This window comes from Mucilaginibacter phenanthrenivorans (assembly GCF_024721155.1).
GTDB classification, from domain to species: Bacteria; Bacteroidota; Bacteroidia; order Sphingobacteriales; family Sphingobacteriaceae; genus Mucilaginibacter; species Mucilaginibacter phenanthrenivorans.
Map to the genome: position 1 here is coordinate 33,283 of NZ_JAHVAP010000009.1, position 15,133 is coordinate 48,415.

The following is a 15,133-nucleotide window of genomic DNA, read 5'->3' on the forward strand; positions in this document are numbered from 1 at the left end:
ATGAAAATACTAGTAACAGGGGCCACAGGTTTTATAGGCCGGAATTTATGTTTGGAGCTTGCTGAAAAAGGGTTCAGGGTGATGGCTTTATGCCGCAATACGGCCCACCCCTATCTCATTACCCATAAAAATATCACTGCCATAAAAGGCGACATTTTGGATAAGGAAAGTTTAACAAGAGCCATGACCGGCTGCCGGCAGGTTTACCATACCGCTGCACTTGCCAAAATGTGGTGTCGCGACAAAAACGATTATTACAACATTAACGTCATCGGCACCCGGAATGTGCTGGAACTTGCCGGTGAGCTGTCTGTGAACAAAGTAGTCTACACCTCCACCTGCGGTGTTTGGGGGCCAACCATAAAACATCCAATGAATGAGACCGATCCACGCATTGATGGTTTTGCTATCGACTATGAGCGTACCAAATACCTGGCGGAAATTGAAGCACGAAGCTATTCAGCAAAAGGCTTAAATATAGTTACCGTTAATCCCTCACGGGTATACGGGGAAGGGCCGATAACCGACAGCAACAGCGTTGGCAAAATGATCAGCGGATATTTGAAGGGTAAATGGCGCATCATCCCCGGCAAGGGCACACAGGTATCAAACTATGCTTATTTGGATGATGTGGTAAGGGGACACATAGCTGCTATGGAACAGGGCATTTCGGGCAACCGGTATATTTTGGGTGGGGAGGATATCAGTTTTAATACCTTTTTTAGCACACTTCAAAATATCAGCGGTAAAACTTATGGTATGTTAAAGTTGCCGCAAAAGTTTATCGAGGCTTATAGTCGATTCGAATCATTTAAAACAACACTTACGGGTTTACCGCCGGTGTTTTTACCGGAGTTTGCTGCGCGATTAAGGAAGGATCAGAAATACAGCAGTCAGAAAGCAATCACCCAATTGAATTATAGTATTACACCTTTCGAGGAAGGCATGGCAAGGACAATTAATCACATCAAAAGCTTATGAACAGGTTAACCGCTATAGTTACAGGCGCAAGCGAGGGCCTGGGAAAATCATTGGCCCTTGAACTGGCATCGCGCGAGATTGATTTGGTACTCGTATCGTTGCCGGAATCAGGCCTGCCCGAACTGGCTAATTTTATACGCAAAAACTTTGAGGTTAAGGTAACCATTTTTGAGGCCGACCTAACCCTTGCAGAAAACTGTACTTCGTTATTTACCCTGTTAAAAAGTGAAGAGCTGACTGCGCATATCCTGGTAAACAATGCTGGATTAGGTAATTGGTCGTGGTTTGAGGACATGAACCTGGGATTTTATAAAAAACAGATAGAGCTGAACGTGATTGCGCCAGTGCTGCTAACTCATTTATTTTTAGCACAGCTTGATGAAGAACGCACCGCCTACCTGCTCAACGTGGGCAGCCTGGCGGGCAGGTTTGTGGTGCCGAAGAAGCAAGTGTATGGCGCAACCAAATCGTTCATCAGCTATTTTACCCGGTGTTTGCAACTGGAGATGGAACGGGCAAACATCAGCATTAGCTTATTGAGCCCGGGCGGGATAAACACAAAGCCGGAATTGCTCGTGCTTAATCATACGCTAAAAGGCATTGCAAAATCGACCATTACGGAGCCGGACAGGGTAGCTTATGAAGCCATCCATGGGATGTTCCTGGGCAAAAGGGAAATTATCCCCGGTGGGGTTAATAAGCTTATGGTAGTACTAAATAGTATTTTACCGGGATTTGTGAAGGACATGATCATTAAGAGTAAGTTAAAGCCGGTGGTGAAGATGTGAAAATTACTTTTATAAATTTTGTCATTGCGAGGAGGAACGACGAAGCAACCTCGTCGCCATGCATATTTGACCTGCTTAGCTACGAGGTTGCCGCGCTACGCTCGCAATGACAAAAGTTTTATATTATTTTTCACCAGTCATCCTGCGGGGCAATACAAGCTGATCTGTCCCTAAAGAATGCCTGGTGAAAACGAAGATGGGTTATACGCCAAATATGATGAAAGCCATTATCTTTGAAAGGTATAATCAACCTTTTAAAGTGGAGTACAGCGAACGCACTGTTATTAATTTAATTAAGGAAGGAGACGGGCGGGCGTTTGAAAAAATATTCAGGGAGTATTTTAAAAGCCTGCACGCTTATGCTTATACATTTATGAAGGATGATGAACAGGCGGAAGAAATTGTTCAGAATGTTTTTTGCCGTATTTGGGAAAAGCGGGATCAGCTCAACCCGGATGGTTCGATAAAGGCATACCTGTACAGGGCAGTACACAACGAAAGCGTTAACTATTTGAAGCACCAAAAAACGCGGACGGCCTTCCGGGTGCATTACAATAATAGCGAAGAGCAAATCGGCGGTGAGGCTTCAGAAAAGGTTATGACCGCGGAGCTGGATGGCCATATTCAACAGGCATTGAATGAATTGCCACAGCAGTGCCGGATAATTTTCCAGATGAGCCGGTTCGAAAATTTAAAATACAGGGAAATTGCGGATCAGCTTAACCTGTCGGTAAAAACGGTGGAGAACCAAATGGGTAAGGCATTAAAGGTTTTAAGAACAAAACTTGCCGAATTTTTGCCCGTTGTTTTGTACATAATTGCATGGCTATATAAATGAGCGCAGATAACGAAAATATGATGGATGATCTGCTGGTAAAATACCTGCTCGGTGAAGCCGATGCCGGCGAAAGCCGGGAGGCGGAGCTATGGATCAATCAAAATGAAGCCAACAGGAAATATTATGCCGATTTTAAACTGATCTGGCAGGAAAGTGAGCGCATTGCATCGGTTAATCAACCTGATGAAGATGGAGCCTGGCTGCGCCTGCAAAACCGTATTGACAAAAATGATGAGCAACAAACGCCGGCTTTAAAACCTGTGCCGAAGTTTACATGGTTAAAAATTGCGGCATCGATACTGTTGATTAGCGTTGTTGGTTATTTTGCATACAATCAATACTATAGCACCAAAATCGCCAGCAATAACAGTACTGCGGCACTGACGCAAAATTTACCTGACGGCTCATCAGTAACATTAAATAACGGTTCGCAACTCATCTACCCAAATCATTTCCGCGGCAGCCATCGATTGGTACAATTGAGCGGGGAAGCGTTCTTCAAAATCACGCACGATAAAACAAAACCCTTCATAATAAAAATAAATACTGCAACGGTTAGCGTGGTTGGTACGTCATTTAATGTAAGGAACATTAAAGGCAAAACAGAAGTGATAGTTGAAACCGGTATTGTAAAAGTTAAGGCAAACGGCAAAGAGGTGCTGCTGCATCCGGGCCAAAAGGTAATTGCAGATGAACATACTGCCGATCTGGTGGTACAGGAAACCAGGGGCAGCCTTTATAATTATTACATGACAAACGCACTTGTCTGCGCCCAAACTCCCTTACATGAATTGGTCGATAAGCTGAACCAGGTTTATAACAGCCACATCCTGATCGACAATAAACAACTGGATAACTTGCCCATAACAACTACCTTTAAAGGACAATCGCTACAGCAAGTGTTAAACGTTATTGCCGAAACCTTTAAAATAAAGGTTGAAAAAAGTGGCGATCAAATCCTCTTAAAATAGCTGCAAATGCGTTTCAAGGGATTGCTTATACTCCTGTTTTCCGTTGCATTGGCACCCTGCTTCGCGCAACCGGTACTAAATCGCTCCATCACCATGAATGTAAATGGCCAGCGACTCGGCAGCGTTTTGCAGCTGATGGAAGAACGGGGCAAATTCAACTTCAGTTATAACAGCAACCTGATTGCAAAGGATAGCCTGGTAAATATTCACGTAGCCAACCAAACCGTAAGGGAGGCGTTGAATCAACTATTGAGCAACCGGTTCGAGTATCGCGAGGCTGGAAACTATGTGATATTACGTTACGCTCCATACCAATTATCCCTTGTTACCGATAAATTTTTAAATGAAGACCAGGCGTGCACGGTAAGCGGTTATATTGTTAATGAGCGTAATGGTCAGAAACTGGAAAACGCCAGCGTTTATTGCGGCCGCACACTTGAATCGGCTTTAACTGATGCCGGCGGCCATTTCGAGATCAGGGTAAAAAGCGAAAACCAGCCGGTAACCTTAACAGTAAGTAAGGAGAATTACCGGGATACATCGGTTACTTTTTTATCGGATATTAAGGTTACAGATGTCAACCCAAAAACTAAAAGTAATAATTTTCATTACCAGGCCGGCGATTTATCAAAGTTGGAGGCAACCGGAGTTGGGAAACTGTTTGTATCGTCCAAACAAAAAATCCAGTCGCTAAACCTTGGCGGGCTTATAACGCAGGCGCCATTCCAGGCGTCGTTGGTGCCCGGCTTAAGCACCCATGGTTCATTGAGCGGGCAGGTGGTCAACGCCATTTCGCTTAACCTTATCGGTGGTTATAATGCCGGTGTGGATGGCACCGAAATAGGCATCTTTAACCTTGATAAAAGCAATGTTAAATCATTTCAGTTGGGCGTACTATTCAACACCGTTGGCGGTTCTGTTGAAGGCGTACAGATCGGGGGTGTGTTTAATGAAGTACTAACCGACGTAAGCGCTTTCCAGTTTGGTGGCGCCTTCAATACTGTTAACGGCAATGTAAGTGGCGTTCAAATGGCTGTTGGATTTAATGAATCAAATAAATTAGACGGCGTACAGGTTGCGGCGCTTAACATTGCCCATGGCAATGTGTCGGGTGTTCAGTTTGGAGAAATGAATATAGCCGAAAAGAAATTCGACGGGGTACAACTAAGTGGCTTATTCAACTACGCGCAGAATCTGAGGGGGATACAACTTGGCTTTATTAATGCGTCCGACACGTCTTCGGGCGTTAGCATCGGGTTTATTAATTTGGTACGAAATGGCTATCATAAACTTGTAGCAACCACTAACGAAACAACGGACCTTACCCTGCTGTACAAAACAGGCACGCCATGGTTGTATAATGTGTTTATTGCAGGCGCAAACTTCTCCTCAAAAAATAAATTATTTGCTTATGGCTGGGGTTATGGCAATGAGCTTCCGGTATTTAAATTTCTTGCCTTTAATACTGAGGCTACAGTACGCTATTTAAACCAGGGTAATGGCAGGTACCTGAACCTGCTTTACCGGTTGGATGAAACCGTAAATATTAAGCTGAGCCGTTCGTTCAGTATTATGGCCGGGCCATCGCTTAATTTTTATTATACCGATCAAAAAAATCCGGTTAGCGGTTATGCCTTTGTTGCCAATCAAGCTAATCATCATCCAACAAATAATCCCAAATATTCCCGCTGGATAGGCTGGACAGTGGGGATCAGTATATTTTAGCAATTATTTTAAAGCAGATAAAGCTATTTCGGCCATATCTTCCAACGTCTCTTTAGGCGTTCCTGAACGGGCCGCCACTTTTATGGCGGTGATGTTTCCAAAAATAAAACGGGCATAGGTGCGTGCGTCGTTTTTCGTCGAGAACTGGCCATCATGCTGGCCTTTTTCTATTATTTTGGTTAGGGCATCTTCAACACTTTTGTTGTTTTTGTTTACTATGTCGCCAATTTCGGCGTCTATCCCGGCAAGCTCAACGGCAGTGTTTACCATAAAGCAGCCTTTCAAAAACGTATCGTCCGCACTTTCCTGTATTAAGTCAGTAAAGATCTGCTTTAGTACCTTTTTTGCGTCATCAGCCTTGCCCAGCATGGCAATCATTGCATTGGTTTGCTTTAGCTGGTATTGCTTTAATGATTTTGTGAAAAGCGTTTTTTTGTCGGTATAGGTATTGTAAAGGCTTGAACGATTTATACCTAATGCGTCAACCAAATCCTGTGCAGATGTGGCATGGTACCCCTTTTTCCAGAACAAGTTCACTGCCTTTTCAAGCAACTCATCTTCATCAAACTCTTTCGGACGTGCCATAGTAATAATTTCAGACAAAACTACTGATCTGAAACAATTGTTCCAGATCAGTATAAAAATGATTAATATATAACAGCATTAACGGTAAGGCCGCCATCAACCGTAATTTCGGTACCGGTGATAAATGAGGCATCATCAGAAGCAAGGAATCTTACCACATTGGCAATCTCTTCCGGTTTACCAAAACGTTTAAGCAGGATCCTTTGCCCAAGCACAGTCCCAAAGCCATTCACTTCTTCTTCACTTAAACCAATCTTGCCATATAAAGGTGTAGCAACCGGACCGGGAGATACAGCGTTAACACGGATCTGACGAGGAGAAAGCTCACGTGCCAAAACCCTGTTTAATGAGATGATCGCAGCTTTGCTTGCCGAATAAACACCACTGTCGGGCATGCCCAACACTGCGTTTACAGAAGTGTTGAAGATAACAGAAGCACCATCATTTAATATCGGGATGAATTTTTGAACGGTGAAATAAACGCCTTTTACATTAAGGTCCATTATGGTATCATAGTGTGATTCGGTAGCCGTTTCAACCGGGCTAAAATTAGCAACGCCTGCATTTAAAAATAACACGTCAACCTTACCGAATTTCTCCTTTACCTGGGCTACTAAATTATCTATTTGCTCAAGGCTCCCCTGATCGGACACTATACCGGTTACCCCAAGTTCTCCGGCAGCTTTTTCTACCGACGCTTTATTACGGCCTGTGATAATTACTTTAGCGCCTTGTGCGGCCAATTCTTTTGCTGATGCATAACCGATACCGCTATTACCACCTGTAACTACGGCAACTTTGTTTGTTAAGTTTATCATTTCAATTGTTGTTTAATTTATCTGAAACAATCGTTTCAAAATTATTTGTTGTTTTACTTTTGTTTTGATGGATCAAATGTAGACATTTTGAAACGATCGTTTCAAATAAAAAATCTTTAATTACTTTGGGATGATAAATGAAAAAGTTCGTTGATGTGTTTACGGGTTTGTCGACCCTATTCCAAATGAAAAACCTTTTCCAACGGTACTACTATAGGAGAGTTATCCGGGTTCACCTCCGAAATGTCTGCCATATAATCCCACCAGGTTCTCATTATAGGTTCTGCACTTAAATTTTGAGCAGCGGTTGTACTGTCTAGTTTTTGAACAGCGAATAATATATTGGTTTCCTCATCGAAAAAGATGCTGTAGTCGCTGATGCCATTTGTCTTTAGTAGCTGCTGTAATTCGGGCCAGATCTCGTTGTGCCTTTTAAGATACTCATCTCTAAAGCCTGGTTTTAGCTTCATTTTAAAGGCAATTTTTTCCATTGTCGGGCTTAATAATTGGTTAACAAACCTTAATGTATTGAATCCCCAGCAGCTTTCCTAATTTTTCTATTTTCGAGGCAATATGGCCGCGCCCTACTGCACAATGGTGCGCCGGTCCGTATGAGTTCCACGCTTCCACAAAGCCCCTCGCCCCTATCGGGAAACGGTAACGGCTATTGGTGTTACCTATCTCCAGTATCGGTCCCGCTACAGATTCCGCTTCAGCGACGAGCAATTGTAATTTACCATCTACTGTTTCAACAACTGAAAGCAAAGTAACCGGGCCATGCTTAACCGACATCTCGACGGATAACCCGTTGCCAACCTTGCCATGATATACCTGTAATGGTTTTACCTTTATTTTTCCTTCGGCAATCGCCGGGTGACAGGGTCCATCATGCCCCATCAATACAACGTCTTCTGTAAAGTCCATTGCATAATATTCGGTAAATGATCCGCCGGCACCAAAGCTGTCCATTATCTTCATGGCCTGGGCGTTCTTCACTTCGTACTCGCCAGCAACCGGAATGTTATTGGCAGTAAGTAATGAGGTGCCCAAGATAACCGAAGTCATGGCATCTAAGTTCTGCGGGTTGCCTGTCCCTCTGTGGAAGTAGGCCAGCGAGCCAAGCTTGTGTTTTGCTACCAATTTATCAAGCGCAACGGAAGTAACAGCAGCACGCTTAATTTCGGCATCAGAACAATCGGGCTGTACGTCAAACTGCTCATTAAATCTGTTGATCTTTTCTGTAATTTCTTCTTCTTTTACATCTTCCCTGATGCCTGAAAGCTCATCAACTTCAATGATCTCGATATGGCCGCCAAAGGTTGCCAGGTGAAGCGTAAGGTTTGAATAGATATCGAGCATCCCCCCATAATAACTCCCCATTACGCCAAGCCGGTTATAATACATGGTATGCGCTACCTTTGCCGCAGCAATCCATTCCTCAACCTCGTTCCAAACTGTAGGATCATTATGCAACATTCCGGTAATTTGGTAAAATGGAATCTTCGAACGGTTAAAAACGCTGGCAATCTCGGGCACCGGGCAAGCAGAACAAAAGGCAAGCCATTCGCCGGTCATGGCTCTGCGGTCTTCCATATTATTGAAAACCGTGTAATCTATTGCAGCTTCCGGCACCAGGTTCAAAACAATCACGGGGACTTTGGCCCTGCTTACAACCGGCAAAACGGTGGACGAAAGCGCATAAGTTGTAACATATAAAAATATCAGGTCAACCTCTTCCCTGCGGAACCGGCTGCCCGATTCAAATGCTTTTTCGGGAGTGTCAACCAAACCCAGGTTTACTATTTCGGCACCGTAGCTTTTCAGTCGTTCGCCTACTACTTCAACGTAACCCGTAAGGCGCTGTTCCAGGCCCTCAAACTGTTCCCAGTAGGCCTGCAGGCCTATCCCAAAAAGGCCAACCTTTAACCCGGGTTTAAAACTATCTTCCATTATTTATATTGGTTAACGTTTGCTATATTGTATGGTAACCGGCCCAACCAGCCCCGATTTTAATAGCGGAGATTTCTCATCGTAAAAATTATAGGTGGCAAAAGTTAAGCGTTTGCTGTGGCGCGGCAAGCCCTTAACAATCCACTCGGGCCAGGTCTCATCTTTAATACCATCGTCGGGATATTTTGAGTCGCCCGTAAGCCGGTTTGGCCAGCGGTTGATAACTTCAATCTCCAGCTTATTATGCTTTTGCAAACCGGCGCTGGCAATATTCACCCGCCATGGCGCTGTCCACACAATGCCCAGGTCTTTACCATTAAGTTTTACCCTTGCCATATCGTGCACCTCACCCAGATCGAGGTATATTGACGTTTTGCCTAAACTTACATTTTCCGGCAAATCAAACTCTTTCTTGTAAACCGCAGTGCCCGAATAATACTTTATCCCCTCTTCAGTCCTTTGAGTCCAGTCCTGCAACTTATCAAAAGCGATGTTTGCAGGCCCCCCCCACTTCGGATCAAATGATACCTCCCACGGACCATCCAGTGTACTCGTTGCGTTTACCATCGGGAAGTTTTGCTGCGTTGATTTCGGTACGATATTTCTTTTTGCAAACACCACAAAAAAACTTTCATAAGCATCAAACTGCATCGGGATGGTTGTTTGTGTGCCGTTCACTTTATATTCCGGCAAATTCCTGATTTCTCCTGTTATAGCATTCCAAAGCTGTGGCGCTCCCTTAGTACTCCTAAAAATAGCATTTGTTTTTAGTGATCCATCGGTACGGTTGGATACAAAATATATATCCCAATCTGCAGAGGTTCGGTGTGTATACCTGAGTTGTCCATCAGTTTCGAAATCGGGTTTAACATCCATTGCTTTTAGCAGGGCAGCAGTAAGTTCATACTTAGGGTACAGGTTATCAATTTGTTCTTCAAGCTCGCCGCCCCAAATCACTTTTCCTTTGCCATAAGCATGGGTCGTTTGCTTGTCTGTTTGCAGGTTAGCGCCCCATATTGCTTTTGCTAACGCGATTACCTTATTATCACAAGCCGGGTAGCCAGATAAGCCCGGCGATTTTACCGGTGGTGCACCAACTACTACCGCACCGTCCTTAACCAACTGACCTATCTTTTGTAATAAATCTGGTGTCATTGTCTTTACAGCGGGCAGCACCATGATCCGGTAACTTGCTCCGCCGGGGAAAACTATCCTGCCATTTTTCACAATTGCTTTATACAATTGTCCTGGCGCGCATCCGTCAAAATTATAACCCTTCCTGTCGGGGATAACTACATCACCGTCTATTGCCGAAAATGGCGGCCTGAAAACATGCGGAGACCCTTCGGGCGTGAGGTACAAAACATCGGCAACGGTATTGCCTTGTTGTAAAAGATAGGAGCAGCGCGACACATATTCATGATACGCGCCAACCATTGGCCACCAGGTTTGGTTACGGTCCCAATGAACACCGTAAGGGCCCATGGTCATCCCGGGCCTTAAAGAATCGGCCAATACCTGGTTTTGAAATGTATGGAAGGTAAACCGGTTGATGCCGTTTGCGAAGGCCCAGTCGCCCTGGTTTTTCATTGATCCGGGATACTGTTTCCAGCCCTCGTTATCCTGCGCGGTAAAGGTTTCTGCCGGAACCAATGATTTACCGTTTACGTGTGCAATTGAAGTCGCTTCAAAACAACTGAACGAAGAGTTAAAGCCCAATCCTTTGCTCCAAAATTCAGCCATTGGTACATCGGCAATATTACCGAGTTCCAAATCAGCAGTTGGGTTCATATCATAAGGCTCAATAGATAACCCTAGTCCATTCCGGTGTCCGTATTTTTTTACTTGTCCGGCATGATATTCCAAGACCAATTCTTGTGATGTTTGGCGCAGATCCCACAAAAAGCGCTCGCTGATCTCCAGGCTTTCTACAACGTTGCCTGCATATACCGGGTAAAATGGCAAGGGATCATATCCTCTACGCTTTATAAATTCAGCGCGGAAATGTGAGGTCCAGTTTTGCGAGCCCATTTCCCAGCTGTCCATGTGCAGACGTTTCAGGCCACCTGCTTTTTTGCTATCCGGCTTACCGGTCTTCCTGATCAGGCGGCCAACATAATTATCCAGGTGTGCGTTTAAGGCAACCGTATCAAACTTATCCGATTCGAAGCCTAAGCCGGGGACAGGCGCGGGGCGGGTAATAGCACCGTTATTGCGTTTTCCAAATCTCACAATCGTCCAATTGCCTGGAGGCACCTTCCAGCTCAGTGTTCCGTCTTTTTGCAATTTATTGGTAAGATCAATTATTTTATTTTTGTGGATGATAGCTTCCGGCGGCAACTGCTCGTATACAGGCAACGATGGTAAATACTGCTTCACGTCCTTTACCGACGAGTACGGTGCGCGGTAGTATAAAGCCTTTTCATCAATATCTTCGATTTTTTTATTCGCAGTTGGCGTTGGATAGGCCAATACTGCAACATCTTCATAAAAATCATTCCATTGCTTTTTTAGCTCCGGGGTAAAAGCACCTTCGCCAAAGTAAGGTTTCATTGGGGCCGGTATGGGCAGAGTGATTTTTTGATCGCTGCCGCCTTGTATGTTTATAGCGCTTGAAACCAAGTGCTGCATGGATTGATTTGCCGGCACCCAGGGCCCGCCGCTACCGGTCCATCCGGGTCCTATTCCTAAAGTTATCTCAATACCAAGTCGTTCAGATTCCTTAACCGCGTGCTTAAAAAGTTCCTGCCATTCATCACTCAAAAAATCAACTTTACCACGCGGGATACCAACGTTTACTTCAAGGAATATCAAATTACCAATACCAGCCTTTTTCATGGCTTCCAGATCCTTTGTAATGGATGCGGCTGTCATGTTACCATCCATAAAGTACCAGTATACACCCGGCTTTGCGCTGGCAGGAGGATTAAGAAACCCCTTTTTTAAATTGACAAGCTGCGCAAATGCAAATTCTGCGGTGCACATATAAGAGCCAATTAAAAAGGCGGCCATAAAAAGCCGGAGCCATAATTTGTTGTAATGCATGGTTTAAAAACAGGATATACAAATCTATTTCAATACCATTCCACTTGTATAGCTAATTTGATATTTGTTTTATAGTTTTTGATATGCTTTTGTAAGCTTCTTATTCCATTCGTGGAGCTTAATTACCGCTTAACTAAACAATTCCTGCACATCCGTATAATAAGTCTTTCGTGAGCCAACCGGTTTTTGGTGAATGGTTTCGCCGGCAGGGGTTTCCTTCTTTTTAGGTTGATGAACCAACATAAAATCCCTGAATTCGCCGCTAATGATATCCGGGTTATTTTTAAGGATATACTTTTCTGAGTCCTCCAAGATTCTTTTGATGGATTTTGCCAGTTCTTTTATTTTGCTTTCAGGAATTTTGTTGGAAGCAGAAAATGGCGATAGCTTTGCATCATACAGAATTTCATCTGCGTAAGCATTGCCAATACCCCGCAAAACTTTTTGATCCATTAGCACAGTTTTAACAGGCGTGCGCGTGGCGCTAAACTTTTGTATCAAATACTGTTCATCAAAATCCAACGCATCCGGCGTATCCAGTTTTTCAGGATCGAGAGTCGGTGTGGCTGCCTTTTGAAAATCGGTAAGCGCAAGGCCTTTCTCACCCTCAAACAACATTTCAACAATGGTGAATTTATGCTCGTTATTTTTGTCGAATTGAAAAAGTTGGCCATGTAACATCAGGTGAGTGGCCAATATATGCCCGTTGTCAAACTCGAATTGCAATTCTTTGCCCACGCGAACAACCTTGTTAAGAACCTGCCCTTCAAGTATATCTTTTACCTGTTTTTCGGGCACGTTTAGTTTCTGCGCTACCTTAAATTCAATTTTCTCGAGTTGTTTTCCCTTAAATAATTTGGTGAGATTATGGCTAAAAACCTGTAGGTCGGGTAATTCTGGCATGGTATTACATTTTATCTGTAAAACTGCTAAAGTACTGATTGGTTTTATTTTATGCCAATATTAAACCTTTTGGGGTTATCAACCTTCCAAATAAAAAAACGTATAACGCCTTATGAAAAAAATTTACCCCTGCCTTTTTGTCCTTATAAGCTTTACACTACTATTATCCTGTAAAAAAAGCAGTACACCCGCACCTGTGGTTACCAGTAACCAACCCTTGTATTTCCCACCGCTTGGCAGCAATACCTGGGCCACAACAACTGTCGCATCTCTAGGATGGAATGAGACGAATTTAAACAACCTTTATCCATACCTGCAAAGCAAGGGCACCAAAGCTTTTATCATTCTGAAGAACGGGAAGATCGTTACTGAAAAATATTTCGGAACATTTACTACCGACAGCCTTTGGTATTGGGCATCCGCAGGTAAAACCATGACCGGTTTCTTAGTTGGCATCGCACAACAGGAAGGTTTAGTAAATATTGATGACCGAACCTCAAAATACCTTGGTACCGGATGGACGTCAGAAACTTTGACTCAGGAGAACCTAATCACAATAAAAAATCAATTGACCATGACAACCGGTTTAGATGATGGCGTAACGGATCCGGATTGCACTTTACCAGGCTGTCTTGTTTTTAAAGCTAATGCCGGAACACGCTGGGCTTATCATAACGCCGCTTATACCTTGTTAGACGCGGTAGTTGAAAAAGCAACCGGATTATCATATAACACCTACTTTCAGCAAAAGATCAGGAACAGGATCGGCATGACCGGGACATGGGTAAAAACCCCAAACTCAAACAATATATTTTACAGCAACGCCCGCAGCATGGCAAGGTTTGGCTTGTTAATGCTGAACAAAGGCAAATGGGATGCGACTACAATTTTAACTGATACCAACTATTTCAAAAGCCAGGTAAATACCTCACAAAGTTTAAATTTAAGCTATGGTTACTTAACCTGGCTAAATGGCAAAAGCAGCAACATGCTCCCGCAATCGCAAATTGTATTTCCCGGTTCTATTATCCCTAACGCACCTGCTGATCTTTATGCCGCACTTGGAAAAAACGACCAGAAGATCTATGTAGTGCCATCACAAAACCTGGTGATTATTCGTATGGGAAATACCGCCGGCGGGGTAAAACCCGCCGGATCGGACTTTGATAACGAACTCTGGGGAAAATTGAAAGCGATCATCAATTATTAAGAATTCTTCCTGGTATGACCTAGTCCTTACCCTTCATGAAATTGATGCTTGCTGTCCAAATAAGTAACCGTTATTTGTTATGGTGATAAATTAAACACCTGGCACCCGAAACTTGTAAATTAGGGATCAATTAACAATTAAATGAACAACAGGCATCATTGGCGGTATAATGTTTTCCAAAAGTTAATAGAACCGCAGGTTGTGGTTTATTTAGCGTTTATCCGCAATGTATTAAATGATCTGCCGGGCGTTACTGAAAAACCCTGTTATAGCACACCTGCGTTTTACGTCAACAAAAAAATATTTTGCAGGCTGAAGGAAGATTGTGAAACACTTGTAATACAATGCATTGAACGCGACAAATGGATGGATACCGATCCGGTAACCTTTTTTGTTACCGATCATTACCTTAATACCGATTTCATGCTGGTAGCGCTTGAAACGGTTTCGCCTGGTGATCTTAGCAAATTATTAGTCGCTGCCTGGTATAGCCGGGCACCCAAAAAGCTAGTTGACGAATATAAAAAGGATTAACTGTTTAAGGTTTATTGTATTGTTCGAGCACCCGTCTTATCAAAAAAATAAAAAATATTATATAACTAAATGAATATTCATTTATATTTGTTCCGTAATTAAGATAATGCGTACAAGAGATATTGACAAGGAACAGCTGGTAAAGCAAAAGGCTATTGAATGTATTGTAAAAGATGGCATGGAAGGGTTCAGCATGAATAAGCTGGCAAAAGCATGTAAAATTTCGGTTGCCACGCTTTATATCTATTACAAGGATCGCGATGATCTGATCATTTCAATAGCCCGGGAAGAAGGGCTGCGAATGGCCAAAATAATGCTTGAGGATTTTGATGAAAATGCATCCTTTGAAGATGGATTGCGGGTACAATGGAAAAATCGCTACAAACACATGATGGAAAATCCTCATTTGGGTGTATTTTTTGACCAGTTAAGGAGCTCAAGTTACCATGCACAGTTTATGGAAACCTTCAAAACCAATTTTGAAACAGCCATAGGTAATTTTATGCACAATGTGCATGAACGGGGGGAAGTTAATGAAATGCCCTTTGAAGCTTTTTGGTCGGTTGCGTACGCGCCGCTTTATTCCCTGATCCGTTTTCACAATGAGGGATATAGTGTAGGAGGAAAGCCATTTGCGATGTCTGACAAAATACTGTGGGCAACGTTCAACCTGGTGGTGAAGGCGCTGAAGAATTAGTGTTAGAGGCTGGAGATTAGAGAACAGAGATTAGGAAAAAAAGGAGAAAGCTTAACAAAATATTTTTTGCACTATTAAGTAAGTGAAT

At 43.3% G+C, this 15,133-nt stretch carries 14 protein-coding genes; 8 read left to right on the plus strand and 6 right to left on the minus strand.

From position 1 onward, the window contains the following. From KXD93_RS21470 to KXD93_RS21490, 5 genes are all read left to right on the plus strand, one after another. Window positions 1-981 (plus strand): SDR family NAD(P)-dependent oxidoreductase, encoded by a 981-nt coding sequence (locus tag KXD93_RS21470; RefSeq protein ID WP_258139412.1) that lies wholly within the window; start codon window positions 1-3, stop codon window positions 979-981. Next, window positions 978-1,769, plus strand: coding sequence for an SDR family NAD(P)-dependent oxidoreductase (locus KXD93_RS21475; RefSeq protein WP_258139413.1), 792 nt, complete (start codon window positions 978-980; stop codon window positions 1,767-1,769). The genes KXD93_RS21470 and KXD93_RS21475 overlap by 4 nt, the downstream gene beginning before the upstream one ends. Window positions 1,770-1,953: 184 nt before the next feature. Beyond that, the gene (locus KXD93_RS21480; protein WP_258139414.1) at window positions 1,954-2,607 is read left to right on the plus strand and encodes an RNA polymerase sigma-70 factor; all 654 of its coding nucleotides are present in this window, start codon (window positions 1,954-1,956) and stop codon (window positions 2,605-2,607) included. Further along, window positions 2,604-3,578, plus strand: a complete 975-nt coding sequence (locus KXD93_RS21485) for a FecR family protein (RefSeq protein ID WP_258139415.1) — start codon at window positions 2,604-2,606, stop codon at window positions 3,576-3,578. The genes KXD93_RS21480 and KXD93_RS21485 overlap by 4 nt, the downstream gene beginning before the upstream one ends. 6 nt (window positions 3,579-3,584) lie before the next feature. Next, window positions 3,585-5,303 carry an STN and carboxypeptidase regulatory-like domain-containing protein gene (locus KXD93_RS21490; protein ID WP_258139416.1) on the plus strand — a complete coding sequence of 573 codons (1,719 nt, stop codon included), beginning with the start codon at window positions 3,585-3,587 and terminating at the stop codon, window positions 5,301-5,303. Between the two features lie 3 nt (window positions 5,304-5,306). Here the strand turns inward: KXD93_RS21490 and KXD93_RS21495 are convergent, their stop codons facing one another. The 6 genes from KXD93_RS21495 to KXD93_RS21520 form a co-directional block, all read right to left on the minus strand. Further along, window positions 5,307-5,888 (minus strand): TetR/AcrR family transcriptional regulator, encoded by a 582-nt coding sequence (locus KXD93_RS21495; protein WP_258139417.1) that lies wholly within the window; start codon window positions 5,886-5,888, stop codon window positions 5,307-5,309. A 62-nt stretch (window positions 5,889-5,950) separates the two neighbouring features. Next, entirely contained in the window at window positions 5,951-6,706 is a 756-nt protein-coding gene (locus KXD93_RS21500; RefSeq protein ID WP_258139418.1) for an SDR family oxidoreductase, read from the minus strand. A 176-nt stretch (window positions 6,707-6,882) separates the two neighbouring features. Then, window positions 6,883-7,197, minus strand: a complete 315-nt coding sequence (gene rhaM, locus KXD93_RS21505) for an L-rhamnose mutarotase (protein WP_258139419.1) — start codon at window positions 7,195-7,197, stop codon at window positions 6,883-6,885. Window positions 7,198-7,216: 19 nt separating this feature from the next. Beyond that, the gene (locus tag KXD93_RS21510; protein ID WP_258139421.1) at window positions 7,217-8,656 is read right to left on the minus strand and encodes an arabinose isomerase; all 1,440 of its coding nucleotides are present in this window, start codon (window positions 8,654-8,656) and stop codon (window positions 7,217-7,219) included. A gap of 12 nt (window positions 8,657-8,668) precedes the next feature. After that, entirely contained in the window at window positions 8,669-11,701 is a 3,033-nt protein-coding gene (locus KXD93_RS21515; protein WP_258139422.1) for a glycosyl hydrolase, read from the minus strand. A gap of 129 nt (window positions 11,702-11,830) precedes the next feature. Then, complete coding sequence (locus KXD93_RS21520; RefSeq protein ID WP_258139423.1) at window positions 11,831-12,604, minus strand: DNA-formamidopyrimidine glycosylase family protein; 774 nt, start codon at window positions 12,602-12,604, stop codon at window positions 11,831-11,833. A 112-nt stretch (window positions 12,605-12,716) separates the two neighbouring features. On the opposite strand from KXD93_RS21520, the gene KXD93_RS21525 reads away from it, so the two are divergent. The 3 genes from KXD93_RS21525 (at window position 12,717) to KXD93_RS21535 (ending at window position 15,045) form a co-directional block, all read left to right on the plus strand. After that, complete coding sequence (locus KXD93_RS21525) at window positions 12,717-13,814, plus strand: serine hydrolase domain-containing protein (RefSeq protein ID WP_258139424.1); 1,098 nt, start codon at window positions 12,717-12,719, stop codon at window positions 13,812-13,814. A 141-nt stretch (window positions 13,815-13,955) separates the two neighbouring features. After that, complete coding sequence (locus KXD93_RS21530) at window positions 13,956-14,348, plus strand: MmcQ/YjbR family DNA-binding protein (protein WP_258139425.1); 393 nt, start codon at window positions 13,956-13,958, stop codon at window positions 14,346-14,348. Between the two features lie 106 nt (window positions 14,349-14,454). Then, window positions 14,455-15,045 carry a TetR/AcrR family transcriptional regulator gene (locus tag KXD93_RS21535; protein ID WP_258139426.1) on the plus strand — a complete coding sequence of 197 codons (591 nt, stop codon included), beginning with the start codon at window positions 14,455-14,457 and terminating at the stop codon, window positions 15,043-15,045. Window positions 15,046-15,133 lie beyond the last annotated feature (88 nt).

Coding starts and splice junctions, on each gene's coding strand:
- KXD93_RS21470 (WP_258139412.1), top strand. CDS start 1: ATGAAAATACTAGTAACAGGGGCCACAGGTTTTATAGGCCGGAATTTA.
- KXD93_RS21475 (WP_258139413.1), top strand. CDS start 978: ATGAACAGGTTAACCGCTATAGTTACAGGCGCAAGCGAGGGCCTGGGA.
- KXD93_RS21485 (WP_258139415.1), top strand. CDS start 2,604: ATGAGCGCAGATAACGAAAATATGATGGATGATCTGCTGGTAAAATAC.
- KXD93_RS21490 (WP_258139416.1), top strand. CDS start 3,585: ATGCGTTTCAAGGGATTGCTTATACTCCTGTTTTCCGTTGCATTGGCA.
- KXD93_RS21495 (WP_258139417.1), bottom strand. CDS start 5,888: ATGGCACGTCCGAAAGAGTTTGATGAAGATGAGTTGCTTGAAAAGGCA.
- KXD93_RS21500 (WP_258139418.1), bottom strand. CDS start 6,706: ATGATAAACTTAACAAACAAAGTTGCCGTAGTTACAGGTGGTAATAGC.
- rhaM (WP_258139419.1), bottom strand. CDS start 7,197: ATGGAAAAAATTGCCTTTAAAATGAAGCTAAAACCAGGCTTTAGAGAT.
- KXD93_RS21510 (WP_258139421.1), bottom strand. CDS start 8,656: ATGGAAGATAGTTTTAAACCCGGGTTAAAGGTTGGCCTTTTTGGGATA.
- KXD93_RS21515 (WP_258139422.1), bottom strand. CDS start 11,701: ATGCATTACAACAAATTATGGCTCCGGCTTTTTATGGCCGCCTTTTTA.
- KXD93_RS21520 (WP_258139423.1), bottom strand. CDS start 12,604: ATGCCAGAATTACCCGACCTACAGGTTTTTAGCCATAATCTCACCAAA.
- KXD93_RS21525 (WP_258139424.1), top strand. CDS start 12,717: ATGAAAAAAATTTACCCCTGCCTTTTTGTCCTTATAAGCTTTACACTA.
- KXD93_RS21530 (WP_258139425.1), top strand. CDS start 13,956: ATGAACAACAGGCATCATTGGCGGTATAATGTTTTCCAAAAGTTAATA.
- KXD93_RS21535 (WP_258139426.1), top strand. CDS start 14,455: ATGCGTACAAGAGATATTGACAAGGAACAGCTGGTAAAGCAAAAGGCT.